Origin of the sequence: Kushneria konosiri, from assembly GCF_002155145.1 — a bacterium.
GTDB classification, from domain to species: domain Bacteria; phylum Pseudomonadota; class Gammaproteobacteria; order Pseudomonadales; family Halomonadaceae; genus Kushneria; species Kushneria konosiri.
In genome coordinates, this window is the sequence record NZ_CP021323.1 from 1946753 (window position 1) to 1971977 (window position 25225).

Genomic DNA, 25225 nt, shown 5'->3' on the forward strand with positions numbered 1-25225 from the left:
GGAACCAATGACCGATCGCCATGGCACTCATGACGCACCTGCCAAACGTTCCCTGTATGAATACGAACATGACGGGCAGGCCATCTATCGTCAATCGTTTGCCATCATCCGTTCGGAAGCGGATCTGACCCGCTTTTCACCGCTGGAAGCCGAAGTGGCCGTGCGCATGATTCATGCCTGCGGCGTGGTGGCCCTGACCGAGCAGATTGTTTTTGGCGGTGGCGATATCACCCGCGCGCGCGAGGCCATTTTTCAGGGCGCCCCGATTTTATGCGACGCCGGCATGGTCGAGCGTGGCGTGACGAGAGCCCGTCTGCCGGCGAACAATGACGTGGTCTGTACCCTGCATGATGCGCGCACGCCGGCGCTTGCCTCTCGCATCGGCAATACCCGCACGGCCGCGGCGATCGAACTCTGGGGCGAGCAGCTTGACGGTGGTGTGGTGGTCATTGGTAATGCGCCGACGGCACTCTTTCATCTGCTGGATCTGCTCGATCAGGGTGCACCGCGGCCGGCGGCCATTATCGGCGTGCCGGTGGGTTTTGTCGGTGCTGTGGAATCCAAGCAGGCCCTGATCGATGCCGGGCTCGACATTCCCTTTATCACGGTGCGCGGACGCATGGGCGGCAGTGCCATTGCGTCTGCCACCATCAATGCGCTCGCAAGCGACCGACTGTGATGCGATCAACTTCCGAATTTTTGGCATCTTCCGGCGGTCAGCCGCCTGCTTCCGGGCGTCTTTACGGTGTTGGCACCGGCCCCGGCGATCCGGAGCTTTTGACTCTCAAGGCCGCGCGGGTACTGGCCGAGGCCGATGTGGTCGCCTGGTTTGCCAAGGCCGGCAATCAAAGCAATGCTCGCCGCGTGATCAGTGAACATTTGCGCCCCGGTCAGCCGGAGCTGGCGCTGTATTATCCGGTGACCACCGAGCTGCATCGCCACTCCAGTGGCTATCGCCAGGCCATTGCCGAATTTTACGAGCAAAGCGCCGAGCGACTGGCACTTGAGCTGTCCGCCGGGCGCAGTGTCGCCGTGCTTTCGGAAGGCGACCCGCTCTTTTTCGGCTCCTGGATGCATCTGCATGTGCGCCTGCGCGAGCGTTTCGAGGTCGAAGTCATCCCCGGAGTGACCGGCATGGCCGGGGGCTGGTCGAGCGCCGGCGTACCGATCTGTCAGGGTGATGACGTGCTCACCATCCTGCCGGGGACGCTTGACGAGGCAGCGCTGGTGGATCGCCTGTCGCGCAGCGAGGCGGCCGTGATCATGAAGGTCGGTCGCAATCTGCCCCATATTCGCGCGGCGCTGAGCCGGGCGGGCCTTCTGGAGCGGGCGCTGTACGTCGAGCGCGCCACCATGCAAGGGGAGCAGATCATGCGACTCATTGAACGTGATGATCGCCCGGCACCGTATTTCTCGATCGTGCTGGTCCCTGGCTGGGCGGCCTGCACGCATCCGGTCGCGCTTGATACCCTGGCGGCACGCTCATGAGCGGTCGTTTGATCGTGATCGGACTGGGACCGGGTGAGGCCGACTACATGACGGCGCAGGCGGTTGAGGCGCTGGCCCGCGCCGACTGGTTTTACGGCTATGGCCCCTATGTAGACCGTGTGGTTGCCCTCGATGATCCGCGCCGGGTGGTGTCGGACAACCGCGAGGAGGGCGCGCGTGCCCGTGAGGCGCTGGGCCTGGCGGCCGGCGGCGAATGCGTGGCAATGCTCTCCGGCGGCGATCCGGGGGTGTTTGCCATGGCCGCGGCCGTCTGTGAGCAGATCGAGCGAGGTCCCGATGCGTGGCGCGCGCTGCCCCTTGAAATCGTGCCCGGCGTGAGTGCCATGCTGGCCGCGGCGGCGGCCTGTGGTGCGCCGCTGGGACATGACTTTGCAGCCATTTCGCTGTCCGACAATTTAAAGCCCTGGGCGCTGATTGAGCGACGGCTCAAGGCGTGTGCCGGCGCTGGTCTGGTCATGGCGCTGTATAACCCGATCTCGAAGGCCCGTCCCTGGCAGCTGGGGGTCGCGCTTGAGCGTCTGCGTGAGGTACTTGCCCCGCAGACGCTGGTGATTTTCGCTCGCGCCGCCGGGCGTGCGGATGAACGGATCACGACCACGACCCTCGGTCAGGCTCGTGCCGAGCAGGCCGACATGGCAACGCTTGTGATCATCGGCAGTGAAGAGACTCGCGAGGTCACAAGACCGGGGCAGGCGTCGCTGGTCTATACCCCACGCTTTGCACCCGGCTGGGACCCCGAGCCCGATGGTTCAGCACACTGAGAGCCAGTCGAGCAGCCGCGTCATGCCGGTTTCATCAACGCCTTCGACGGTTGGCGTGTCGGGCATGGCGGGCCTTCGCATCATGATGACGTCAACACCCTGTTCGCGTGCGGCCACCAGCTTGGGCCGGGTGGCCTCGCCACCACTGTGCTTGGTCACCAGCGTGTCGATGGCGTAGTCGCGCAGCACTTGCCGCTCCTGTTCCAGCGTAAAGGGACCGCGTGCCATCAGGTTATCCACATGGGGTAGGGCCAGCGGCGGGTCGATAGGATCGATGCTGCGAATCACATAATGATGCATCGGCGCGGCTTCAAAATGGGCGGCCTGCTGCCGTCCGAAGGTGAGCAGCACCCGTCGGGGTATCTCGCCCAACAGACTGACGGCCTGCTCGGGAGTGTCGCATTCAAGCCAGCGGTCGTCTGCCTGTGGCTGCCAGCCGGGGCGGGTGATCCGCACAATGGGCAAACCGAGGTGCCGCGCCGCTTTGTGGGCATGGTGTGCCATCTGGGCAGCAAAGGGATGAGTGGCCACAATGATGGCATCAATGTGCTGTGTCTTCAGCCAGTGCACAAGCCCCGTGACACCCCCAAAGCCGCCGCTGCGGGTGGTCACGCCATTGTCGATGGGCGTACGGGTACGCCCTGCCAGCGACAGAGTGACCGATATCGAGGGTATGCCAGCCAGTCGCGCGGCAATTCGACGGGCTTCCAGCGTACCGCCCAGCAGCAGGACACGTTTATGATGACAAAAGGGTGATGTAGACATGGCCGGTCTGTGCCGTAATTGATCTGGTGGTAATGGAAACGCACAAGGCGCTGGTCACTGTATACCCGATGGGGTGATGGGTGGCGTAATAAAACAGGAGAGTGATGCATGAGCCTCAATGATGCCCCTTTTGATGCGTCGGTCGCAGGCGATGGCAATGACCGTGATGCGTGGCTTTCCATCGTCGGTATCCAGGAGTCCGGGCCCGAGGAGCTGTGTGAAAAGGCACGCGAGGCGATCAGCCAGGCCTCGGTGGTCTTTGGTGGTACCCGACATCTGGCACTGACCGGCACGCTGATTCGTGGCACGCCCATTGCCTGGCCCTCCCCGCTGAGCGAGGGCATCGAGCAGCTGCTGGCGCTGCGCGGCCAGCGGGTGTGCGTACTGGCTTCGGGCGACCCCTTTCATTACGGCATCGGCTCGACCCTGTCGGAATACATTCCGGCTGCCGAGATGGAGGTGTTTCCGGCGCCGTCGGCCTTTTCACTGGCCTGTGCACGCCTTGGCTGGCCGCTGCAGAAAAGCCGACTGCTGTCGCTTCATGGGCGCGCCATGAGCCGCCTCAACGGTCATTTGCATCAGGGGGTGCGCGTTGTAGCGCTCACCAGCGATGGGGCCGCACCGGCCTTGATGGCCAGCATGCTTACCGAGCGCAATATGGGCGAGAGTCGCATGACCGTGCTCGAGGCACTGGGTGGGCCGCGTGAAAACATTCAAAGCTTTACTGCCCAGGCGCTGGCACGTGAAGCGCGCACCTTTGATGCCCTTAATGTCGTGGCCCTCGAGATCGTCCAGCAGGGCGAGGGCACGGTGGCCGGACTGGCACCGGGACGCAGCGACGTACTCTTTGAACACGACGGCCAGATCACCCGCCGGGATATCCGGGCCATGACGCTTGGGCGGCTGTCACCGCGCCCGGGTGAACGGCTGTGGGACATCGGCGCCGGTGCCGGCTCCATTGCCATCGAGTGGCTGTTGCTGGATGACTCGCTTGAGGCCGTGGCCATCGAGCGTGACGAGCAGCGCTGTCAGCGCATTCGTCTCAATGCTGAAACGCTGGGCGCGCCGCGGCTGGATATTGTTCAGGGCGAGGCTCCCGATGCGCTCGACGGCCTGGACACGCCACAGGCCATCTTCGTCGGTGGCGGCGTGAGCAACATGGCACTGATGGCGCGCTGCTTTGACGCGCTGGCCCCCGGCGGACGACTGGTTGCCAATGCGGTGACGCTTGAAAGCGAACTGGCCCTTGGCGAGTGCCACCGGCTGCTGGGCGGTGAGCTGCTGCGTCTGAGCCTTGAGCAGACCGCACCGCTGGGCAGCATGATCGGCTGGACGCCGGCGCGTACCATCACCCAGTGGGTCTGGAGCAAACCGATGGACTTTCAGGGGATATCATGACGGTTCATTTCATCGGCGCCGGCCCCGGGGCGGCCGATCTGATCACCGTACGCGGCCAGCGCCTGCTGGCGCAGTGCCCGGTATGTCTTTATGCCGGCTCCACGGTCGCGACCGAGCTGCTGGAGCACTGTCCACCAGGCGTGCGGCTGGTCAACACGGCACCACTGGATCTCGAGGCGATCGAGGCCGAATACGTGCGCGCGCATCAAAATGGTGAGGCGGTAGCGCGACTGCATTCGGGCGATCTCTCCGTCTACAGCGCGCTGGCCGAACAGCTTCGTCGACTGAAGCATCACGGCATCGAGTACACCCTGACGCCAGGGGTTCCAGCCTTTTCCGCCGCTGCTGCCCTGATCGAGCGTGAGCTGACAGTGCCGGAGGTGGCCCAGAGCGTGGTGCTGACAAGGCTTTCCGGGCGAGCCTCGAAAATGCCCGAGCGCGAGCAGCTGGAAACCTTTGCCGAGAGCGGGGCGACGCTGGCGATTCATCTGGCGATTCATCGCCTGGACGAGATCGTCACGCGGTTGACGCCCTTTTATGGGGCAGACTGTCCGGTGGCGGTAGTCTACCGGGCCAGCTGGCCGGAAGAGCGTCTGGTTCAGGGCATGTTGAGCGATATTGTCGAGCGTCTGGCGGCGGATCCGATCGAGCGCAGTGCGCTGATTCTGGTGGGGCCTGCGCTGGCCGACCGCGATTTTCGCGACAGTGCGCTCTATGAGAGCGGCTACTGTCGGCGGTTTCGTCACGGTTTTGAGGATTCGATCATGTCAGAGAGGGAAAAGGTGAGGCATGCAAAATGACCTGCCCGGTCGGGGCGCCGATGACGAGGCGTCCCTGGCCTTCAGGGAGCACCGGCTGTCATGGGTGGCCTATGGTGCCGCCCTTTTCAAGGGCGTTGTGGCGATCGCCATCAGCGTTGCGCTGATGCTCTCGCCGCGCTGGATCATGATGACGCCCATCACGGCGCAGATTCTGTTTTATGCCGGCATGGCCTTTGTGGTCTGTGCGCTGGGCATGCTGGTTTATCGGCTCTGCTACCTTCGCCGCGTGCGTCTGTATACCGATCAGGACGGCGTGTGGTGCTACCGCGGTATTCTGCCCTGGCGACGTGGCATCGTCGGGACCAACTGGCGCGATGTACGTCAGGCCAGCTATGGCACCGGCTTTGTGCGCTGGGCCACGAAGGCCTATCCGATCCAAGTGGACAATCGCTTTACCGATACCGACCCCATCACACTTTCCCACGTGCATCGGGGCCATGAGTTTGTCGGTCACGTGAATGCCTGGCGCAATCGAATGCTGCGCCAGGACGGTGAGACGCTGCGCTAGCGTCAGCTCTCGATGGGCGGTTGATGCTCTTTGACGACCTTTCGATCACGGATGCAGTCCTCTTCGTGAGAGTCCTCGCGCCAGGGTTCCTGAATGCCGGTAGTGACCCACTGCGCCACGCTGGGGTGGGACAGCAGTCGATCCACGTAGGCCATGGCCTGCTCACCGAGGTCAAGCTGATAGTTTCTGACCCGTACCGCCACCGGGGCAAAAAAGGCATCAACCGCCGTAAAGCGATCGCCGGCAAGCCAGGGACCGCCAAAGCGATCAAGCCCGGCACGCCACAGAGCGTCAAGGCGCTCAAGATCCCGCGCCAGTGCCTCGCTCGGTGCGGTCAGGGCAATCACCAGTCGACAGTTCATCGAGCACTTATCGCGCAGGGCCGCAAAACCTGAATGCATCTCGGCGGCGGCGCAGCGCGCAAAGGCGCGCGCCACTGGCTCATGGGGCCACACCTGTGGGTGCGCCTCGGCCAGATATTCGCAGATGGCCAGTGAATCCCATACCGTCAGTGATCCGTCAACCAGACACGGCACCTTGCCACTCGGCGAGAAGGTGTCAAACGAGGGCTGACGTATCCCGTATTCAAAGGGCGTCAGCACCTCCTCGAAGTCGATGCCAAGCGCATGCATCAATACCCACGGCCGCATCGACCATGACGAATAGTTCTTGTTGGCAATGTGAAGACGGTATCGCATGACATCCCTTCCTGGCGGGTGATCAGATCATCCCCAGCATACCCAGAAATACCCGCAGCGCCAGCAGGCAGACGATCAGCATGACCCCGCCATAGACCAGGTTTTGTCTGAACGTATTGGCGAGCGCGCCCAAAAGCGTTCGCTGATTGCACAACACCCAGATCGAGCCGACGATCGCTGGCAGCAGCAGACCGTTGATCATTTGTGCCGTCAGAATCAGTTCGATGGGCGTGCTGCCAAACAGTGCCACGATAACCACCGGTGCCAGCGCAGCCAGCAGCATGACCCCCCGATTACGCGAACTGCGCGCACGCTCGTGTCGCCCGGTCGCCTCACCCAGCAGCGGCGGCTGTACGGCGATATTGAAAAGCCCCGAAGAGAAGCCGGCGGCCCATAATCCCAGCGAGAACAGCACGCCGGCATATTGCCCCAGCACCGGGGTGAGCTGACCGGCCATGTCAGCCGCCCCGGAGACGCTGGTACCCAGCGGGTGAAGGGCGGCTGCCGAGCACAGGAAGATGGCGACCATCACCACGCCGGTAATGATCACATTGGTCGTATGGTCAAAGCGTGACAGTGCCAGACGCTTGTCCAGCGGCGTAGTGGTATCGCCTGAATACTTGCGCTTGATGAAAGCCGACAGTCCCAGCACGGTGTTGGGCGGCAGGGTGGTGGCGATCAGGGCGAGAATCAGCCAGTAGTTGCCTTCAGGGATCTGAAACGAGAAGCCGGTGGCGGCCACTTCACCGGGATTCGGGCCGGCCAGCGCCAGGGTCAGGACAAACGATAGAACGATCAGAGCGACAATGGCCCGATTGATGTTTTCCAGCAGGCGATAGATGCCGACCCAGCACATCAACAGCGCAGCGATGGCCAGAATGCCCACCCAGGCAAGAATGGGGATCGAGGGTAAAAGATAGTTGAGTGCCAGCGCCGCCCCGGTGAAGTTGCCGGCCTGAAAGGCCACGGCGCCCAAAAGGAGTGCAATGTAGAGCGTAATGGCCCACTTTCGGCCCATGCGCTGGCGAATGCCTTCCATGGCCGTCATTCCGGTGGCCAGAGTAAAGCGAATCACCGGACGTTGAAAGCAAAAGGCCACCACCGAGGCGCCCAGCACGGCCCAGAGCAGGACGAAGCCATATTCGGCACCGGCGACCGATAGCGTGGTGATCGAGCCGGGGCCGAGAATGCAGGCTGCGACCATGGCGCCGGGGCCCAGCGCTTTCAGCCGTTCAACGATCCCTGGTGATACGCGCTCCTGGTAAAGCGCGCTGTCGTGAGTGGACACGGTTTTCATGGCAGGCCTCCTGGCAGATGGGCATGATGCTTTCCCATGCAATTGCCATGCCTGATGCGAGAGGTGATGTCATGTGGAGTTGCATCAAGGCGTCAGGCCTGAACTGCCAGCGGCCTCGAAAGAGAAGATGGGTCGTGGCAACAGACCCGATTGCGGCCTTCACGCTTGGCTTTATAAAGCGCCTCATCGGCATTTTGAAGCACCGAGTCGAAATCGCAGGTATTGGCGGGAGTGACGGCCACGCCGAGGCTGATGGTGATGTTCAGTGCTTTTGGTTCGAGCGCAAAGGGCGTGCCTTCTACCCGCGCCCGCAGACGCTCGGCAAGAAGGGCGGCTTTTTCAACAGGCGTGTCGGGCAGCAGAATCAGAAACTCTTCGCCGCCCCACCGGACGGCCATGTCCTGACAACGAGTGATGGCGATCAGATGCTGTGAGAACTGCCTGAGTACGGCATCGCCGGCATCATGTCCCAGCCGGTCATTGATCGCCTTGAAATGATCAAGATCGATGATGATCATGCTCAGGACCTGACCGGGACGATAAAGTGCTTTCTGTCTTTTCAATGCGCTTTGCAAGCCACGGCGGTTGGACAGCCCCGTCAGTTGATCGGTCTCCGACAGATGCTTGAGCGTCATGCCGGAGCGTTCGCTGGTCATGGCAATAAAGCCCGAGTGAATCAGGATGCAGAGAATTTGATCCGCCAGAATGGCCGCCTGTCCGCTGACCATCATCTCCATGGTCATCACACCAGTCACCAGCATGGCCAGCGGAATAAACAGGGCCAGAAAATAGATAAAAAAGGCCATTGCCACCACATACTGCGACAGTATCCGCCTGCGGGGTGGTCTGAGGATTTCAACCATGGCCAGCACGGCCATGATGGCCGTGACCAGAAAGGTCGTGGACATGTGAAGGATCTGCGAGGTCTCCAGCCACAGCAATAGCAGGTGCAACATCCCCGGCGTCAGGGTAATCACCATCAAGGTCGGTAGATGGACGCTGCGATGATAGAAACGTCTCAGCCCGCTCCAGGCCAGACCCAGGCTCAGGGAGAAAAGCGTGGTGGCGATCAATGAGAGAGGAAAAGGGGCGACCGGATAGCTCGGGCTTTGTGACATGCAAAAACACCCTGCCGCTGATGCCATCAGAGAGGTGAGCCAGTGCCGCAGGCAGCGCTCTTCGGGCTGGCAGATCACTGTGGTCAAAAAGACCACCATAAAGGTGCAGCGACTGGTGCCACCAATCAGGTAAAGGATCTCGGGGTGGATGAACATGATGTGGCGTGACCTCACGCAGGTTCCGGGCCTTTAAAAACGAGCTAGAATCGATATCCCAGTCCAAGTCCCGTGAGAAGCGTGTCCATGTCAACCTCGGCGCTGAATCCTTCGCCTTCAAAGTGATAGGTCGGCACGCTGATATACACCATGGCAGCACTGGCGAACCAGCGGCCGCTCAGGTGGTAGTCAAGCCCGGCACCCAGCATCACACTGTTGAGGGATTCGACGTCAAAATCGGGAATATTGTCGGCTGGATTCACCCGAAGCGTATGAGAGCGTGCCACGCCAGCCCCCAGGTAGGGGTTCAGGGCGGCTCCCGGTCGAAAATGATATTGCGCCATCAGCGCCAGTGTGGCGGTTTTAACGGTGCCGATATCGAAATCACCAAACGCTGAATCGGTCAGCCGGTAAGCGGTGGAGGAAATCCCGCCTGCCACCTGAAGGGCCCAGTGATCGGTCAGAAAATAGCTGATATCCAGCGTGGGCACGGTCTCATCCAGCGTCTCGACGTTTCCGCCAATGACAGGGATGTTTGATTGCATGCCGACCGGTGCAAGGCGCGCCGCGCCTGCCCTGACAAGCCAGTCACCCTGCATGAGCCCGGAAGGACTATTGGCGGCCATCGCGAATGGCCCGCACAGCGCCATGGCAAGCGTCGCCCCTGCAACCTGAGATAACCCTCTGGGATATGACAGCATGATGCGCCGGTGACTCCGCTTTTGTAACATTGTGTTATGTTGATAGCGGCATGACGGCTTCTAAACTTTAGTATCCACAACGTCGGTAGCCGGACAGGTATTGATCCGGCTGAACAAAAAAGCCCTGCTCAGGGCAGGGCGAAGGAGAGAGACGGTAGAAAAAGGAAGTTAGTGGGCGACGCTTCCGGAGGCGCCGATGCCGGTCTGGGAGCGGACGAACTGGGCATCGAACAGGGCCCGTTCACGCTCGGCAGAGGCGGAGTTGTCCGTCACCGAGAACAGCCAGATGCCGATGAAGGCCACCGCCATTGAGAACAGCGCCGGATAGTCGTACGGATAGACCGGCGTTTCATGGCCCAGCACCTGTACCCAGATGGTCGGACCAAGAATCATCAGCACGATGGCGGTGATCAGCCCCAGCCCACCGCCGATAACGGCGCCGCGGGTGGTCAGCCGACGCCAGTACATGGAAAGCAGCAGTACCGGGAAGTTGCAGCTCGCCGCGATCGAGAAGGCAAGACCCACCATGAAGGCCACATTCTGGGTCTCAAAGGCGATACCCAGCACGATGGCGACCACCCCCAGTACCAGTACGGAAATCTTGGAAATGCGCACTTCTCTTTTCTCGTCGGCGTTGTCCTTTTTGATCACGCCGGCGTAAAGGTCATGCGAAATGGCCGAGGCCCCCGCCAGCGCCAGGCCCGCGACCACGGCAAGGATGGTGGCAAAGGCCACCGCCGAGATGAAGCCCAGGAAAATGCTGCCGCCCACGGCATTGGCCAGATGCACCGCCACCATGTTGGTCCCGCCGATGATCGCCCCCGTGCTGTCCTTGAAGGCCGGGTTGGTGCTCACCAGAATGATGGCGCCAAAGCCGATGATGAAGGTGAGAATGTAGAAGTAACCGATGAAACCGGTCGCCACGAACACGCTTTTGCGCGCCTCCTTGGCGTTGCCGACGGTGAAAAAGCGCATCAGGATGTGTGGCAGGCCGGCAGTACCAAACATCAGCGCCAGTCCCAGCGAAATGGCGGATATCGGGTCCTTGACCAGCCCGCCCGGGCTCATGATCGAGGCGCCGTTGGCATGTACGGCCACCGCTTCATTGAAAAGCCCCTCCAGACTGAAATCCACATGCATCAGTACCATCAGTGCCATGAAGCTGGCCCCGAACAACAGGATGGCGGCCTTGATCATCTGTACCCAGGTGGTGGCCAGCATGCCGCCAAAGAGCACGTAACAGACCATCAGTGCGCCGACCACGACCACGGCGATGTGATAATTGAGGCCGAACAGAAGCTGAATCAGCTTGCCGGCGCCGACCATCTGGGCGATCAGGTAAAGCGCCACCACCGCCAGTGAGCCGAAGGCGGACAGCGTTCTGACCGGTCGCTTGCTCAGACGAAACGAGGCGACGTCGGCAAAGGTATAACGCCCCAGGTTACGCAGACGCTCGGCGATCAGAAACATGATCATCGGCCAGCCGACCAGAAAGCCCATCGAATAGATCAGGCCGTCATAGCCTGACGTGAAGACCAGCGCCGAGATCCCCAGAAACGAGGCCGCCGACATGAAATCGCCGGAAATTGCCAGCCCGTTCTGAAAGCCGGTGATGTTGCCGCCGGCGGCGTAGTAGTCCGAGGCCGACTGGCTCTTTTTCGAGGCCCACCAGGTGATGTAGAGCGTGATGCCGACAAAGATCAGAAACATGATGATGGCCGGCACATTGAGGGCCTGCCTTGTCACGGGGCCGGTCAGGGCATCGGCCATGGCCGTGGCACTGGTGAGCAGGCTGCCTGCGGCGACCAGTGTCAGCTTGAATACTGCGGTCATCATTGGCTGATCTCCTCAAGCACCCGGGCATTGAGGCGATCGAATTCACCGTTGGCGCGACGCACATAGAGTCCGGTCAGGACGATGGCCACAAGAATCAGCCCCAGACCGATGAGGATGCCCCAGGTGGTGGTCATGCCCTGGGCCAGCGGAGTACCCAGCACGCCGGGTGCGAAGGCAATGAGCAGGATGAAGGCCATGTAGAGGCTCAGCATGATGACGGAAAGCGTCATGGCAAAGCGGGAGCGTTTTTGCACCAGCTCCTGGAAGCTGGCATTGCGCTGAATGTCGCGCCACTGGGTATCGTTGTGCGTTGGTCCGCTCATGGCTCATCCTTGTTGTCCCGGTGTATGACCGTTTTTATGTGCAGGGCCACTAATACTTGCGCGGAAACGGGACAAAAGAGCAGAGCACTTTAGTCGCGATTCGACCAAAGAGACGTTCAGGGGCAAAAGCACTGCCGACCATAAAGGCAGTCAACACGCTTCATGAGCAGAATCATCAAAGACGATGTATCGTCATGGCGATACACGCAGGGCAAGCCAGGGAGCAGCAAGCGGATGGATATCGAACAGCTGGAAATTCGCCAGCACATGGCGCAGTTCGCGCCCTTTGAATATCTCGGCGATGAATGGCTGGATCAGGTGGCCACCCAGGTCGAGATCAGCTATTTCCAGGCCGGGACCGACATTCTGGCGCTGGATCAGGAAATCAACGAGCTCTGCTACGTGCGCAGCGGCGCCGTTGAAGTATCAAAGCGCAGCGGCCAGCTGTTCGACCGCCTGGTGGAAGGCGATATCTTTGGCTACTCGGACATCATGCGCAATCGTCGTGTGCGGTTCCCGGTACGCGCCATCGAAGACACGCTGATCTATTTCGTCCCGGCCGAGCTTTTTGAATCGCTGCGGGCGGACAACGACGATTTTGCCGACTTTGTCGAAACCGGCGGCGACCGTCTCAAGGCCACGGTCGACCAGCAGCGCAATGATAATCAGATGAGCAGCACGCGAGTGCGTCGTCTGATCCGTCGCAAGCCAACCATGGTGGATATTCATACGCCGATCGTTGAGGTGGCGCGTCGCATGCGCGAAGACAATGTCACCTGTGTATTGATCCTCAGTGAAGAGCAGGAGGGGATCAACGGTCCGCGTCACTTCACGACCCAGGAAGGGCAGGTGCGTCGTCTGGCCGGTCTTCTGACCGACCGCGACTGCTGTGTGCGGGCTCTGGCGGAAGATCTCAGCGGCGAGACGCCGGTGGGCGAGATCATGTCGACCAGTCTGTTGACCGCGCCATCGGATGCGTCGATCTATGAGGCGATGATGACGATGCTCAATCACAACGTTCAGCATCTGCCCATTCTCTATCGGCGGCGTCCGATCGGGGTGCTGCAGCTCAGCGACGTCATGCGCTATGAGACCCGCAGCAGCCTTTATCTGGTCAGTTCGATCTTCAATCAGGCAGGGCTTGCCGGGCTGGTGCGCTTGAGCGGCGATGTGCCGCTGGCCTTCGCGCGCCTGGTGGATGAAGGGGCCGATGCCCAGATGATCGGTCGCACCATGGCAACGATCTGTCGAAGCTTTATTCGCAAGCTGCTGGAGCTGGGTGAAGCCGAGCTGGGGCCGCCGCCGATTCCCTATTGCTTCATGGTGCTGGGGTCATGTGCGCGTGACGAGCAGACGGTCTTTGCCGATCAGGATCATGGCATGATCCTGGACAACAGCTTCATCCCCGAGCAGCACGATGAATATTTCCAGTCACTGGCCCGTTTTGTCAGCGACGGGCTGGCGGCGTGCAGCTATCCGCTGTGCAAGGGCGATATCATGGCCACCAACCAGCGCTGGCGACAGCCGCTGTCGGTCTGGCAGAACTATTTCCGCGACTGGATCGAGAACCCCGACCCCGAAGCGCTGCTGCACAGCTCGATCTTTTTTGATCTGGGCTTTGTCCATGGCGAACTCGACATGCTGGAAGACCTTCAGGCACTGATCGCCAGGATGGCGCCCCAGCACCCGTTATTTCTGGCGGCCATGGCGCGTAATGCGCTCAACCGTACGCCGCCGCTGGGTCTTTTTCGCACCTTTATTCTGGAAAAGGATGGTCAGCACAACGATGCCATCGATCTCAAGCGCCGGGGGACGGCGCCACTGGTGGATCTGGTGCGCGTTCATGCCCTGGCCTGCGGGTCCAGCTCACATAACACCATCGACCGGCTCAAGGACATTGCCGAGACGCGCCTGCTGCCCGAAGGGGTCAACGATCGGCTGCGCTACGCTTTCGAGTTCATCTCGATGGTGCGTATCCGTCACCAGGCCCTGGCCATCGAGAGTAACGAGTCGCCGGACAATCGCTTGAGGCCCAGTAACGTCGAAAGCCACGAGCGTCATAACCTCAAGGATGCCTTTGAAGTTCTCAGTCATGCTCAGAAATTCCTGAAGTTCCGCTATCCGGTGCCCTCGGGTGCCAGTCGAGGAAGGAGCCGCTGATGCGTGACTGGCCACAGCGATTGCAAAAGCACTATCGACGCTGGCAATGGCACCGGCGCGGAAAACTGGTTTCCGAGTGGCCGGCCTATCTGGCAGACCGGGAAAACACCACCCGTGATGATCGGCTGGCCTGTTATTTCGGGGCGGGCACACTGGATCCCCAGACGCCCATCAGTGAGGTGCCGCTGGTGGCGCTGGATATCGAGACCACCGGCCTTGACCCTGCCCGCGACAGTATTGTCAGCATTGGCGTGCAGCCGTTTACGCTGAACCGCATCCCGGTGGCCAAAAGCCATTACTGGGTGGTCTCACCACGTCGAGCGCTCAGCAGTCGTTCCGTGATCTATCATCGACTGACCCACAGTGACCTGGTTGATGCACCCCGTTTTGACCAGATCATCGGGGAGGTGCTCGAGCAGCTGGCCGGTCGCCTGGTCGTGGTGCATTACACCCGCATCGAGCGCGAGTTTCTGAATGCGGCCGCCCGCCACTACCTCAAGGAGTCACTGCTGTTTCCGCTGATCGATACCATGGCCATTGAAGCCTGGCAGCACCGTCGTCTGACCTGGTTTCAGCGCCTGATTGGCCGACGTCCGGTGTCACTGCGGCTGCATCCCAGTCGCGAGCGCTATAATCTGCCGCCTTATCAGGCCCACCATGCGCTGATCGATGCGCTGGCCACGGCCGAACTTTTACAGGCACAGATCGCTCGGCATTACGCGCCGGATACCCCGGTCGGAGTGCTCTGGGAGTAGTGTTTTTCCTGCATGAAAAAGGCGGACCGCAGGCCGCCTTTTTTGATGCACACCATGTGTGCTGACGTGACGAATCACCCTAGTAGCGAGGCTCCGAGCGCAGCCCCTGGATGATGGCGTAACACGCGGCCAGCAGAACAATGGTGAAGGGCAGGCCGGTAGTGATAACGGCTGCCTGCAGTGCGGTGAGACCGCCACCCAGTAGCAGGGCAATGGCAATGGCGCCTTCGATCAGTGCCCAGAACACGCGCTGCGGCTTGGGTGCATCGACCTTGCCGCCGGCAGTGATGGAGTCAATGACCAGCGAACCGGAGTCCGAAGAGGTAATGAAGAACACCATGACCAGAATAATGCCGACAAAGGAGGTGATCTCCGTCAGCGGCAGCTGCCCCAGCATGACAAACAGCTGAAGTTCCAGCGCCGCATCCTTGACGCCTTCAAAACCGCTGGTCAGCTGTGAAATGGCAGTGTCACCGAAGGCCGTCATCCAGATCACGGACACGACGGTCGGGACCAGCAGCACGGCGATCAGGAATTCACGCACGGTACGACCACGGCTGACGCGTGCGATGAACATGCCGACAAACGGAGACCAGGAGATCCACCAGGCCCAGTAGAAGGCCGTCCAGCCATGAACGAAGTTGGTGTCTTCACGTCCGAAGGGCATTGAAAGCGCCGGCAGATTCTTGAGATACGAGCCCATGTTCTCAATGAATCCGGTGGCGATCAGCATGGTCGGGCCGACAAAAATCACGAACAGCAGCAGCAGGAAGGCGAGTGCCATATTGATCTGTGACAGGCGCTGTACCCCCTTGTCCACGCCCAGCATGACCGACAACAGCGCGACCAGCGTGATGCCGATGATCAAAAGGACCATGGTCACATTGGTGTTGGGGATATCAAACAGATAATTCAGACCGGCAGAAGCCTGAGAAGCCCCAAGACCCAGTGAGGTTGCGAGGCCAAACAGCGTCGCAAACACGGCCAGGATATCGATGATATGGCCCGGCCAGCCCCAGATACGCTCACCCAGAATCGGGTAGAAGATCGAGCGCATGGTCAGCGGCAGACCCTTGTTGAAGGAAAAGAGCGCCAGCGACAGCGCCACGATGGCGTAGATGCCCCAAGGGTGCAGGCCCCAGTGGAAAATGGTGGCAGCCATGGCCATGGATTGCGCCTGGGCTGAGTCGCCCTGTGCGCCACCCAGCGGTGCCCAGGAGTCGCCGGTGATGGCCGTACCGTAATGGGTAATCGGTTCCGATACTCCATAGAACATCAGCCCGATGCCCATGCCGGCGGCGAAGAGCATGGCGAACCAGCCTGCGTAGCTGAAGTCCGGTTTGGCATGCATGCCGCCGATGCGCACCCGGCTCAGTGGCGTGAAGATCAGTACCACCGCGAGGATGACAAATATGTTGGCCGCCAGCAGAAACAGCCAGCTCAGGTTGTCGGTCAGAAAGCTTTTGGCGCCGTTGAAGACGGGTCCCATCTGTTCCGGCAATGCAAGCGTGATGATCACGAACAGCAGGATCACCAGAGAAGAGACGGTGAAGACCTTGCCGTGGAGATCTACGCTGAAACCGAACTTGTTCGTCTGAATATTGTCCTGACCAATGACATAGTCGGTATCGATCAGGTTGGCCTTGCCAGTCGGGGCGGGTATGCCCTCACTGGCCTGATCCTTCTCGTTATCATTGTTTCCGGATGTTTGACTCAAGGCATTTCTCCATTGCAGTCGTAAGAAAGCGGTCTGGGCCGGCGACATGACCCAGTGTAGTTAAAATAGTGAGGCGAATTGATGGTTTGGTCACTTGATTGCGACAGAGTGTAAGTGAATTACGCTGTATGGCAATCCTTCATGTGCGATCTGCTCGTTCGGCGTTGCCAATTTAGCGTTATGGAAAAGCGTTAATAGTGTACGTTTTATTTTATGACGTGGTCGGCTCAGTCGGTGTGGCCGTTTGTTGGCACCGTCCATAGGCATCGATAAAACATGCAAAAAAAGGAGCTGCCTATGGGCAGCTCCTTTTTTAATGTCACTATTTCAAAATGATATCAATTTTGATTGCGCGGTTCTGACATCAACCCCTTGATAATCCCGAAGCTGCCGATCAAAAGGACGACGGCAAACGGTAGGCCTGTAGAGATGACCATGGCTTGAAGCGCGCCCAGGCCACCGCCCAGCAGCAGCGCAATGGCGATCACACCGCTGATCAGTGCCCAGAAGACGCGTTGCGGTGTCGGGGCATCGATCTTGCCGCCGGCTGTAATGGCATCAATGACCAGTGAACCGGAGTCCGAAGAGGTGATGAAAAATACCATCACCAGTATGATGCCGATCAGCGAGGTGATCGTGGACAGCGGCAGATGCGAAAGCATCATGAACAGCTTGAGCTCAAGCGCAGCGTTAGCGACATCGTCCATACCGCTTTCGACCTGGCCGATGGCGGTACCGCCGAAGACGGTCATCCACAGCACACAGACCAGCGTTGGCACCACCAAAACGGCTATCAGGAACTCGCGTACTGTACGGCCACGGCTCACACGGGCGATGAACATGCCGACAAATGGCGACCAGCTGATCCACCATGCCCAGTAAAATGCGGTCCATCCCTGGCTGTATTCCATATCGTCACGGCTAAAGGGCATGGATAGTGCCGGCAGGTGAGTGGCATAGGAGAGCAGGTTGGTGAAAAAGTCGCTGACCAGCTCCGTTGTGGGGCCGACGAAGAAGACAAACAGCAGCAGCAAAAACGCCAGTCCCATGTTGAGCTCGGAGAGGCGTTTTACACCACTGTTCACTCCTGCCACTACCGAGCAAAGCGCAATCAGCGTGATGGCCGTAATCAGCAGCACGCGCGTTACGTTGGTATCGGGCACATCAAACAGGTAGTGCAGACCCGCAGTGGCCTGTTCGGCGCCATAGCCCAGTGAGGTGGCCAGACCAAATAGAGTTGAGAATACGGCCAGAATATCGACAATATGGCCGGGCCATCCCCATACCCGTTCACCCAGAATCGGGTAGAAGATTGAACGGATGGTGAGCGGCAATCCCTTGTTATAGGAAAAAAGCGCCAGCGCCAGGGCTACGATCGCATAGATGGCCCAAGGGTGAAGACCCCAGTGCAAGATAGTGGCGGCCATGCCCAGCTCTCTGGCAGCAGCTGCATCGCCAGCAGCGGCCCCAAGGGGCGCCCAGTCGGTACGCATGCCGTTTTCTACGGTGATGCCTGCCATGGCAGTATCGTAATGCGATATGGGCTCGGAAACCCCGTAAAACATCAGTCCGATGCCCATGCCGGCGGCAAACAGCATGGCAAACCAGCCGATATAGGAGTGATCCGGTTTGGCCTCGGCACCCCCCAGGCGCACCTTGCCCAGTGGCGTAAAAATCAGTCCGACTGCCAGCAATACAAAAATGTTGGCGGCCGACAGAAAAAACCACGACAGATTGTTCGTCAGCCATTCGCGCATGCCGTTGAAAAGGGGAGATACCTCTTCCTGCAGAGCCAGCGTCAGGACCACAAACAGTAAAATCAACAGTGCCGAGATACCGAAGACCTTACCGTGCAGGTCCACGCTGAAGAACATTTTGCCCTGAAAATTATCCTGACCGATAACATAGTCGGTATCGATCATGTCGGACTTTCCCGACGGAGATGGGATACCCTCCCGAGGCGAGGAATTATCATTATCCGGTAATTGCTGAACCAAAAAATTTCTCCATTTTGTATAAATTTAATTTATGGATCGGGCTTTTTTAAGTCGAATTTTTATAGTTCATAATGTCGCTAATGTGAATTCCTGCTTTAAAACCGCAGAAAACATCATGTCCAGTAATCGCAGAAAACTATAGACAGAAAAAGTGAGGCAGGTCGCTGCCCAAAAAACATAAGGCGCTCTTTTGAAGCATTGCCTTTATCGATACCAGCGCGCCTTATGTCGCCAGAGTCGAGAAAACAACAAGTGTAACCGGTTTTCCTCAACAATTTCGGATATGGCCATGTTTATTGGAAATGTTTCAACAGTCCTGCAATGAGCTGTGTCCGACACATTGCCCCTGGCGGTCAAACACCATGACATCAAGCTCTATACCGCTGTGTTGAATAACCTGTGCCGCGCAGTTCAGGGCGCTTTCTGCCAGCCTGTCGCCCAGCGCGATGCCGGCATCACTTGCCAGTTCAAACGCCTCCAGCCCCGAATTGGCACCCGCAATACGTTCAAACAGATCATTATCGCCGCCGGTCTCGCGCGTCAGACGCGCCAGCCGTTCAAGGTCGATGACGCCGCGCTTTGAGTGCACATCCAGCATCCCCTGGCCGAGCTTGGCCATCTTGGCGATACCGCCGGCAATGGTGACTCTGGGGACCGGATGCTTGCGCAGATACTTGAGCATGCCGCCGACAAAGTCGCCCATTTCGATCAGTGCACTTTCTTCCAGGCCGTAATGGGCCTGCACGGCGGTTTCCGAGGTCGAGCCGGTGGAGCCGGCAATGTGGGGCAGGCCGCGAGCACGAGCGACGTCGATGCCGCGGTGGATGGAGTGAATCCAGGCCGAGCAGGAAAATGGAATCACGATACCGGTCGTGCCCAGTATCGAGAGGCCGCCGACGATGCCCAGTCGTCCATTGAGGGTATCCAGTGCGATGCGCTCACCATCATCGATGGCGATGGTCACTTCCAGATCCACCTGGTGGTGGCCGGGCGCCTCGTGGGCAACCGCTTCAAGCGCCTGACGAATCATGCGGCGTGGGACCGGGTTGATTGCGGGCTCTCCGGGCGGGATCGGCAGCCCTGGTCGGGTCACGGTGCCCACGCCGGGACCGGCCTTGAACACCAGGCCCGAGCCGGCCTTGAGTGGTCGAACCGTTGCACGCACCAGCACTCCGTGCGTGGCGTCCGGGTCATCGCCGGCGTCCTTGATGATGCCTGCCATGGCCCAGCCATCGCCGTGCTCGTGAACGGCCAGCGCAAAGGAGGGCGTCTGTCCCCTCGGAAGGGTAATGGCCACCGGGTCGGGGAATTCGCCGCACAGCAGTGCGGCATAGGCCGCACGCGCCGCGGCGGTCGCGCAGCATCCGGTGGTCCAGCCACGTTTAAGAGGAGCGCGTTCCTGGGTCATGGCGCATCGGCATTGGATGAGACGACCGCAATTCTAGCATGCGCGCCTGAAAGACCCCATCGACGCATTACAGCGCTCTGCACGGTCGCACCCGCCTGCTGACATGATCCGGGTCGGCAGGCGGGCACGGTCAGACCGTTTACTTGCGCGGCGTTTGCGCCTCGCCCACCTTGATCGGGATGCGGTAGAGGCTGGTGGTCGCAGTCACGAAGAGGTAGTGCTGCCCGTCGTGTTCGGCAAAGGCCAGATTGGCGGTGCGCTCGGGCAGATCAACGCGGCCCAGACGCTTGCCTTCAGGATTGAAGACCTGCAGCCCGCTGTCGCTGCTGGTCCAGACGTTGCCCTGCTCATCGACCTTGAGGCCGTCCGGTACACCCGGTGAGATCTCGGCGAACACACGTTCATTGGACAGCGTGCCGTCATCGCTCACATCGTAGGCCACGATATGATGGTTGAGACTGTCGTCCTCCCGGTCGTGGCCCTGCTCGGAGTCGGCGATATAAAGGGTGGTTTCACCCGGTGCAAAGGCCAGACCGTTGGGGGTCTTGACCTCAGGCGTGGACAGCCGGGTCAGTTCACTGCTTTTCGGATCAAAGCGATAAACGTACTCGCCACCGGTCATGGGTGTGCCCCCGTAGCCCTCCTCGGGCTGGTCGATACCGAAGGTGGGGTCGGTGAACCAGATGCGCCCGCGGGCATCGACCACCAGGTCGTTGGGGCTGTTGAGTTTTTGCTCACCGTCAAGATCGACCAGCACTTCCCATCGACCGTCCTCGTTTTGTCGTTCCACGGCGCGCTTGCCGTGGGAGGCGGCCAGTATTCGGCCTTCATGATCCAGCGTATGGCCGTTGTGAAACTGTGCCGGTCGCAGCCATTCACGGACCTCTTCTCCCTCGCGCCAGATCATCACGCGGTTGTTCTTGATATCACTCCAGATCACGCTGCCGTCGGGTAGTGCCAGGGGGCCTTCACTCCATATGCCGCCATCGTAGAGTCGTTCGATATCGGCATTTTGATCCACCAGGTCGGTAAAGCCGGGCGTTTCCGCAACGACCTCGGCGGAATCACCTGTGGAGGCCAGCGCACTGCCGGTGCCCATGCCGGCCATCAAAAGACCGGTGCACAATGAGCGCGAAACATGTTGAAGCCAGCGGGACATGAGCGGTGTTCCTTGTGCCTGAAATGATGGACATAGCCTGACGTTTAAAACAGCTTTCGCCAATATGACCATTTGCGATTGACATGTGCCGGCGGGGATTGCTCGAGCGGAATTTGCAGGATAGGCTGAGCCCGATTCTATTGTTGAGTCAGATCCTCAGGGCGGGGTGAAAGTCCCCACCGGCGGTGATGTCAAAACCGGATGCTGATATCCGGCAGCGAACAAGCCCGCGAGCGCATACGCGCAGGAATCGGTGAGATCCCGATGCCGACGGTGATAGTCCGGATGGGAGAGGATCGACGTCATTGCCCCTTGATCGGGCGAGGCGTCGCTGTACGTGTCGTACAAGAACTCCTGTCTTGCCCTGTTCCTTGTCCCTCGCCAATGAAAGGCGATCCTGGAGCAGCCTTTATGTCCCGCAATATTGAAAATGATGGTTCCCTTTCTGAAGCCGCACGCTCGCGTGTCCAGCAGGCACTCGATAGTCTGGCCCGTGGTCATGGCGTGGTGGTCACCGATGATCCCGATCGGGAAAACGAAGGCGACCTGATCTTTGCCGCCACCACACTGGAAGATCATCAGATGGCCCAGATGATCCGTTTTGGCAGTGGCATCGTCTGTCTGTGTCTCACCGGTGATCATGCCGACCGGCTGGAATTGCCGCCGATGGTGGTCAACAATGAAAGCCCCTATTCGACCGGTTTTACCGTCACCATCGAGGCCCGAGAGGGTGTGACCACCGGCGTCAGCGCCTACGACCGTACCGTTACCGTTCGGGCAGCGGTAGCGGATAACGCTCGGGCCGATGATCTCGTTCGCCCGGGGCATATTTTTCCGCTGCGTGCCCGTGACGGTGGTGTGCTGACGCGCCGTGGCCATACCGAAGCCACGATCGATCTGGTGCGTCTGTCCGGTCATGGCGCCTCAGGTGTGCTCTGCGAGCTGATGAACGATGACGGCACCATGATGCGTGGCGAGGCGCTGGAAGCCTTCGCGCGCGAGCGGGACTATCCGATGGTCTCGATCGCCGAGCTGGTGACCTGGCGCGAGCAGCATGATCCGGTTCAAGCCTATGATGTGGCCGCGTTTGCCTCGATGTAGGCCTCTCGCCAAACATGCCTTGCGATAGCCTTCGCCTCTGACCGACAGCACGCCGGACGTGCTGTCGGTTGTCTGCAGGGGACCCGTTCAATGAAGACGCTCGACTCGTCTGCCTTTTTCATGCGCCAGGCGCTGGCCGCATCACGTCTGGCGCTGCCGCACTGCCTGCCCAATCCACCCGTGGGATGTGTGCTGGTGAGTCGCGGCACCATCGTGGCCCGGGGCCATACCCAGCCGCCGGGTCATTGTCATGCCGAAGCGCATGCCCTGTCGCAGCTTGCAACGGCCAGCGATCTCGAGGCCTTTGTGACGCTGGAGCCGTGTTCCTTTCACGGGCGCACGCCCTCCTGCGCGCAGGCGCTGATTGACTTCGGCATTCGGCGTGTCAATGTCGCCATGATTGATCCGCACCCGCTCAACCAGGGGCGCGGCATCGAGATGATGCGTCGTGCAGGCATCGAGGTACGGATCGGTATCGAACAGGCGCTGGTGGCTCGCTTTATCAGTCCCCATCTGGATATCGATCCGCGCTACCAATCGTTGAAATGCTGCCAGGAGTTCTCATGACATCCGTACTGCTTCATCATTTCGATCCCTCACCGTTTTCCGAGAAAGTACGCCTGCTGCTGGGGCATTGCGATCTGGCGTGGGGCTCGGTGCGTATCCCCCGCATGATGCCCAAGCCGCATTTCACGGCGCTGACCGGCGGCTACCGCAAGACGCCGGCGCTGCAGATGGGTCGCGATATCTACTGCGACACCGCACTGATCGTGCGTGTCATCGAGCGGCTGTCAGGGAAGTCCACGCTGGTACCGCCGGGTCAGGCGGCCAGTGTCAGGGCGCTGGAGGAAATGGGAGATCGTCTCTTTCTGGCGGCCATTCCGATTCTCTTTCGTCCCGAAGGGCGGGCGGTGCTGGTAGATCAGCTCGGCGAGGAGGGACTGGCGCGTTTCCAGGCCGATCGCGCCGAGCTCTTCAGCGGCGGCAATGTCTCAAGGCCCGATGATCAGTTCTCGCGCGCCGTCTGGACATCGACGCTTGAAATGCTTGATGCCCAGCTGGCCCGTCAGCCGTTCGTGCTGGGTGAGCATCCGACGCTGGCTGACTTCTCGCTCTATCATCCAATCTGGTATGTGAGAAATAACCCCGGCGTGCGTGGCATCACGCAGGACTATCCCCATCTGATGGCCTGGTTTGAGCGCCTTGGCGCCATCGGCCACGGCAGGCGTCACGACGCAAGCGAGGCTCAGGCGCACGAGATTGCTGCCGCCTGCGATCACTGGCAGCCGCTGGCAGACGAGTTTGATGACAGCCTCAACATGGCCCCGGGCGATGAAGTGACCGTTGGTGCCGTGGATTACGGCGTTGACCGCGTTCATGGCCGGCTGGTGCATATCAGTCGAGAGGCGCTCACGCTCGAGCGTGAGGCCACGTTCGAGGGTCGCGTCTTGGGGCCTGTACGCCTCCATTTTCCACGTGATGGCTTTACCCTGAGCCCGGCATCGTCTTTTTGATTCAAGGAGTGCTTCATGACCGATACGACCTATCAGCAGCTTGAGGGCCGTTTCACTCGGCTGCACCGCTACGCGCATCTGGGCGCGATGGCCGGCTGGGATCAACTGACCATGATGCCCACCGGGGGCAATGAGGCCCGCGCCGAAGCGATGGCGGAGCTGAGCGTGTTGATGCATGAAACGCTGACTGCGCCGGAGACCCGTCGGCTGCTTGCAGCCGTCGAGCCCTCATCGCTGAATGAGGCGCAGCAGGCCAATCTGCGTGAAATCCGGCGTGAAGTGGACGACGCCACCATCATGCCGCCATCACTGGTTGAGGCGCAGTCGCTGGCCGGGGCCCGCTGTGAAAAGGTCTGGCGAACCTGTCGACCCAACAATGACTGGGAAGGTTTTTTGCCCACGTTTCGGGAGGTGGTACGCCTTTCTCGCGAGGAGGCACGTATCCGCGCCGAAGCGGCAGGCTGCAGTCGCTACGAGGCGCTGCTGCAGAAATTCGAGCCGGGTCTGACGCTTGAGGCACTGGATAACATTTTCAACGATCTGCGCCAGTGGTTGCCGGGGTTGCTGAGTGAGGCCGTCGAGCGTCAACGCGGGCAGGATCCCGTTCTTCCTCGGGGGCCCTTTGGAGAGGCTGATCAGCGCCGTTTGGGCGAGCGTGTCATGCGCTGGCTGGGGTTTGATTTCGAGCATGGTCGACTGGATGTCAGTCTGCATCCCTTCTGTGGCGGCGTGCCGGATGATGTTCGCCTGACCACCCGCTATCGCAGCGATGAATGCCTGACAGCGCTGATGGGCATCATTCACGAGACCGGACATGCCCGCTATGAGCAGAACCTTCCCGAGGCATGGCGTCGTCAGCCGGCCGGCCGTGCCCGCTCGATGGCGGTACATGAATCCCAGAGTCTCAGCTTCGAGATGCAGCTTGGGCGCAGCGCGGCGTTTGTTCGACAGCTCAGGCCGTGGCTGATCGAGGCGCTGGGTGATCAGCCGGCGTTTGACGCAGACAATCTGGTTCGCCTGTCACAGCAGGTCAGGCCCGGCCTGATCCGGGTGGATGCCGACGAGGTCAGCTACCCGGCGCACATTCTGCTGCGCTATGACATCGAGCGCGCCCTGATCGAGGGCGAGATCGAAGTCGAGGACATTCCGGCACGCTGGGATGAGGCCATGCAGCACCTGCTGGGGCTGGATACCCGTGGCAACTACCGCGATGGCTGTCTGCAGGATATTCACTGGACCGACGGCTCGTTTGGCTATTTCCCCACCTATAGCCTCGGCGCCATGCTGGCTGCTCAGCTGATGGCGGCAGCGCGCCGCGCCGAACCGCAGCTCGATGCACGCATCGCCGAGGGTGACCCGAGTCTGCTGCTTGAATGGCTCAGGACCCATATCTGGCAGCAGGGCAGTCTGCTCGAAACGCCTGAGCTGATTACGCGCGCGACCGGGGAGGCGCTCAATCCCGAGTACTACCGTCGTCATCTGCGCGCGCGCTACCTGGAGGGCTGATACAGGCGTGTCATCGC

At 60.3% G+C, this 25225-nt stretch carries 23 protein-coding genes and 1 riboswitch; of the genes, 12 read left to right on the forward strand and 11 right to left on the reverse strand.

Annotated elements, in window-relative coordinates:
* Positions 1-7: 7 nt before the first annotated feature.
* Genes B9G99_RS08990 through cobJ form a run of 3 tightly spaced genes read left to right on the forward strand, consistent with a single transcriptional unit; the run spans position 8 to position 2270 of the window.
* Positions 8-679, forward strand: coding sequence for a precorrin-8X methylmutase (locus B9G99_RS08990; protein ID WP_086621769.1), 672 nt, complete (start codon positions 8-10; stop codon positions 677-679).
* Positions 679-1488 (forward strand): precorrin-2 C(20)-methyltransferase, encoded by an 810-nt coding sequence (locus B9G99_RS08995; protein ID WP_086621771.1) that lies wholly within the window; start codon positions 679-681, stop codon positions 1486-1488. The genes B9G99_RS08990 and B9G99_RS08995 overlap by 1 nt, the downstream gene beginning before the upstream one ends.
* Entirely contained in the window at positions 1485-2270 is a 786-nt protein-coding gene (gene cobJ, locus B9G99_RS09000; RefSeq protein ID WP_086621773.1) for a precorrin-3B C(17)-methyltransferase, read from the forward strand. The genes B9G99_RS08995 and cobJ overlap by 4 nt, the downstream gene beginning before the upstream one ends.
* On the opposite strand, the gene B9G99_RS09005 is transcribed toward cobJ, so the two are convergent.
* Positions 2259-3035, reverse strand: coding sequence for a cobalt-precorrin-6A reductase (locus tag B9G99_RS09005; RefSeq protein WP_086621774.1), 777 nt, complete (start codon positions 3033-3035; stop codon positions 2259-2261). The two genes, cobJ and B9G99_RS09005, sit on opposite strands and share 12 nt — an antisense overlap.
* A gap of 108 nt (positions 3036-3143) precedes the next feature.
* Between B9G99_RS09005 and cbiE the strand changes: the two genes are divergently transcribed.
* From cbiE to B9G99_RS09020, 3 genes are read left to right on the forward strand one after another with little or no spacing between them, the layout of a single operon-like run.
* Positions 3144-4433, forward strand: coding sequence for a precorrin-6y C5,15-methyltransferase (decarboxylating) subunit CbiE (gene cbiE, locus B9G99_RS09010; protein ID WP_086621776.1), 1290 nt, complete (start codon positions 3144-3146; stop codon positions 4431-4433).
* On the forward strand, positions 4430-5233 hold the full coding sequence (gene cobM, locus B9G99_RS09015) for a precorrin-4 C(11)-methyltransferase (RefSeq protein ID WP_086621777.1): 804 nt from the start codon (positions 4430-4432) through the stop codon (positions 5231-5233). Before cbiE ends, cobM begins: the two co-directional genes overlap by 4 nt.
* Positions 5223-5762 carry a hypothetical protein gene (locus B9G99_RS09020; protein ID WP_086621779.1) on the forward strand — a complete coding sequence of 180 codons (540 nt, stop codon included), beginning with the start codon at positions 5223-5225 and terminating at the stop codon, positions 5760-5762. The genes cobM and B9G99_RS09020 overlap by 11 nt, the downstream gene beginning before the upstream one ends.
* Before the next feature lie 2 nt (positions 5763-5764).
* On the opposite strand, the gene B9G99_RS09025 is transcribed toward B9G99_RS09020, so the two are convergent.
* From B9G99_RS09025 to B9G99_RS09050, 6 genes are all read right to left on the reverse strand, one after another.
* The gene (locus B9G99_RS09025; RefSeq protein ID WP_086621782.1) at positions 5765-6460 is read right to left on the reverse strand and encodes a glutathione S-transferase family protein; all 696 of its coding nucleotides are present in this window, start codon (positions 6458-6460) and stop codon (positions 5765-5767) included.
* Between the two features lie 22 nt (positions 6461-6482).
* Positions 6483-7757, reverse strand: coding sequence for an Nramp family divalent metal transporter (locus B9G99_RS09030; RefSeq protein ID WP_086621784.1), 1275 nt, complete (start codon positions 7755-7757; stop codon positions 6483-6485).
* A 92-nt stretch (positions 7758-7849) separates the two neighbouring features.
* A complete protein-coding gene (locus tag B9G99_RS09035) occupies positions 7850-9049 on the reverse strand; it encodes a GGDEF domain-containing protein (protein WP_148663939.1) in 1200 nt (399 codons plus the stop codon).
* Between the two features lie 26 nt (positions 9050-9075).
* The gene (locus tag B9G99_RS09040; protein WP_158521473.1) at positions 9076-9732 is read right to left on the reverse strand and encodes an OmpW/AlkL family protein; all 657 of its coding nucleotides are present in this window, start codon (positions 9730-9732) and stop codon (positions 9076-9078) included.
* Positions 9733-9900: 168 nt separating this feature from the next.
* Positions 9901-11568, reverse strand: a complete 1668-nt coding sequence (locus B9G99_RS09045) for a cation acetate symporter (RefSeq protein ID WP_086621789.1) — start codon at positions 11566-11568, stop codon at positions 9901-9903.
* The gene (locus tag B9G99_RS09050) at positions 11565-11891 is read right to left on the reverse strand and encodes a DUF485 domain-containing protein (protein ID WP_086621790.1); all 327 of its coding nucleotides are present in this window, start codon (positions 11889-11891) and stop codon (positions 11565-11567) included. Before B9G99_RS09050 ends, B9G99_RS09045 begins: the two co-directional genes overlap by 4 nt.
* Before the next feature lie 234 nt (positions 11892-12125).
* Here B9G99_RS09050 and B9G99_RS09055 point away from each other — a divergent pair, with 234 nt between their 5' ends.
* A complete protein-coding gene (locus B9G99_RS09055) occupies positions 12126-14051 on the forward strand; it encodes a putative nucleotidyltransferase substrate binding domain-containing protein (RefSeq protein WP_086621792.1) in 1926 nt (641 codons plus the stop codon).
* Positions 14051-14806, forward strand: coding sequence for a 3'-5' exonuclease (locus B9G99_RS09060; RefSeq protein WP_086621793.1), 756 nt, complete (start codon positions 14051-14053; stop codon positions 14804-14806). Before B9G99_RS09055 ends, B9G99_RS09060 begins: the two co-directional genes overlap by 1 nt.
* A gap of 79 nt (positions 14807-14885) precedes the next feature.
* Here the strand turns inward: B9G99_RS09060 and B9G99_RS09065 are convergent, their stop codons facing one another.
* The 4 genes from B9G99_RS09065 to B9G99_RS09080 form a co-directional block, all read right to left on the reverse strand.
* The gene (locus B9G99_RS09065; protein ID WP_227875761.1) at positions 14886-16523 is read right to left on the reverse strand and encodes a BCCT family transporter; all 1638 of its coding nucleotides are present in this window, start codon (positions 16521-16523) and stop codon (positions 14886-14888) included.
* Between the two features lie 338 nt (positions 16524-16861).
* Complete coding sequence (locus tag B9G99_RS09070) at positions 16862-18445, reverse strand: BCCT family transporter (RefSeq protein WP_086621796.1); 1584 nt, start codon at positions 18443-18445, stop codon at positions 16862-16864.
* A 382-nt stretch (positions 18446-18827) separates the two neighbouring features.
* Positions 18828-19928 (reverse strand): cobalt-precorrin-5B (C(1))-methyltransferase, encoded by a 1101-nt coding sequence (locus B9G99_RS09075; protein ID WP_086621798.1) that lies wholly within the window; start codon positions 19926-19928, stop codon positions 18828-18830.
* A 139-nt stretch (positions 19929-20067) separates the two neighbouring features.
* Positions 20068-21087 (reverse strand): SMP-30/gluconolactonase/LRE family protein, encoded by a 1020-nt coding sequence (locus B9G99_RS09080; RefSeq protein ID WP_086621799.1) that lies wholly within the window; start codon positions 21085-21087, stop codon positions 20068-20070.
* Between the two features lie 148 nt (positions 21088-21235).
* Positions 21236-21388: riboswitch (FMN riboswitch) on the forward strand.
* Between the two features lie 110 nt (positions 21389-21498).
* Here B9G99_RS09080 and ribB point away from each other — a divergent pair.
* The 4 genes from ribB (at position 21499) to B9G99_RS09100 (ending at position 25208) form a co-directional block, all read left to right on the forward strand.
* Positions 21499-22188: a 3,4-dihydroxy-2-butanone-4-phosphate synthase gene (gene ribB / locus B9G99_RS09085; protein WP_086621801.1), complete on the forward strand. Its 690-nt coding sequence runs from the start codon at positions 21499-21501 to the stop codon at positions 22186-22188.
* Positions 22189-22278: 90 nt separating this feature from the next.
* Positions 22279-22755 carry a bifunctional diaminohydroxyphosphoribosylaminopyrimidine deaminase/5-amino-6-(5-phosphoribosylamino)uracil reductase RibD gene (locus B9G99_RS09090; RefSeq protein ID WP_086621802.1) on the forward strand — a complete coding sequence of 159 codons (477 nt, stop codon included), beginning with the start codon at positions 22279-22281 and terminating at the stop codon, positions 22753-22755.
* The gene (locus B9G99_RS09095; RefSeq protein ID WP_086621804.1) at positions 22752-23702 is read left to right on the forward strand and encodes a glutathione S-transferase family protein; all 951 of its coding nucleotides are present in this window, start codon (positions 22752-22754) and stop codon (positions 23700-23702) included. The genes B9G99_RS09090 and B9G99_RS09095 overlap by 4 nt, the downstream gene beginning before the upstream one ends.
* A 15-nt stretch (positions 23703-23717) precedes the next feature.
* The gene (locus B9G99_RS09100) at positions 23718-25208 is read left to right on the forward strand and encodes a carboxypeptidase M32 (protein ID WP_086621806.1); all 1491 of its coding nucleotides are present in this window, start codon (positions 23718-23720) and stop codon (positions 25206-25208) included.
* Positions 25209-25225 lie beyond the last annotated feature (17 nt).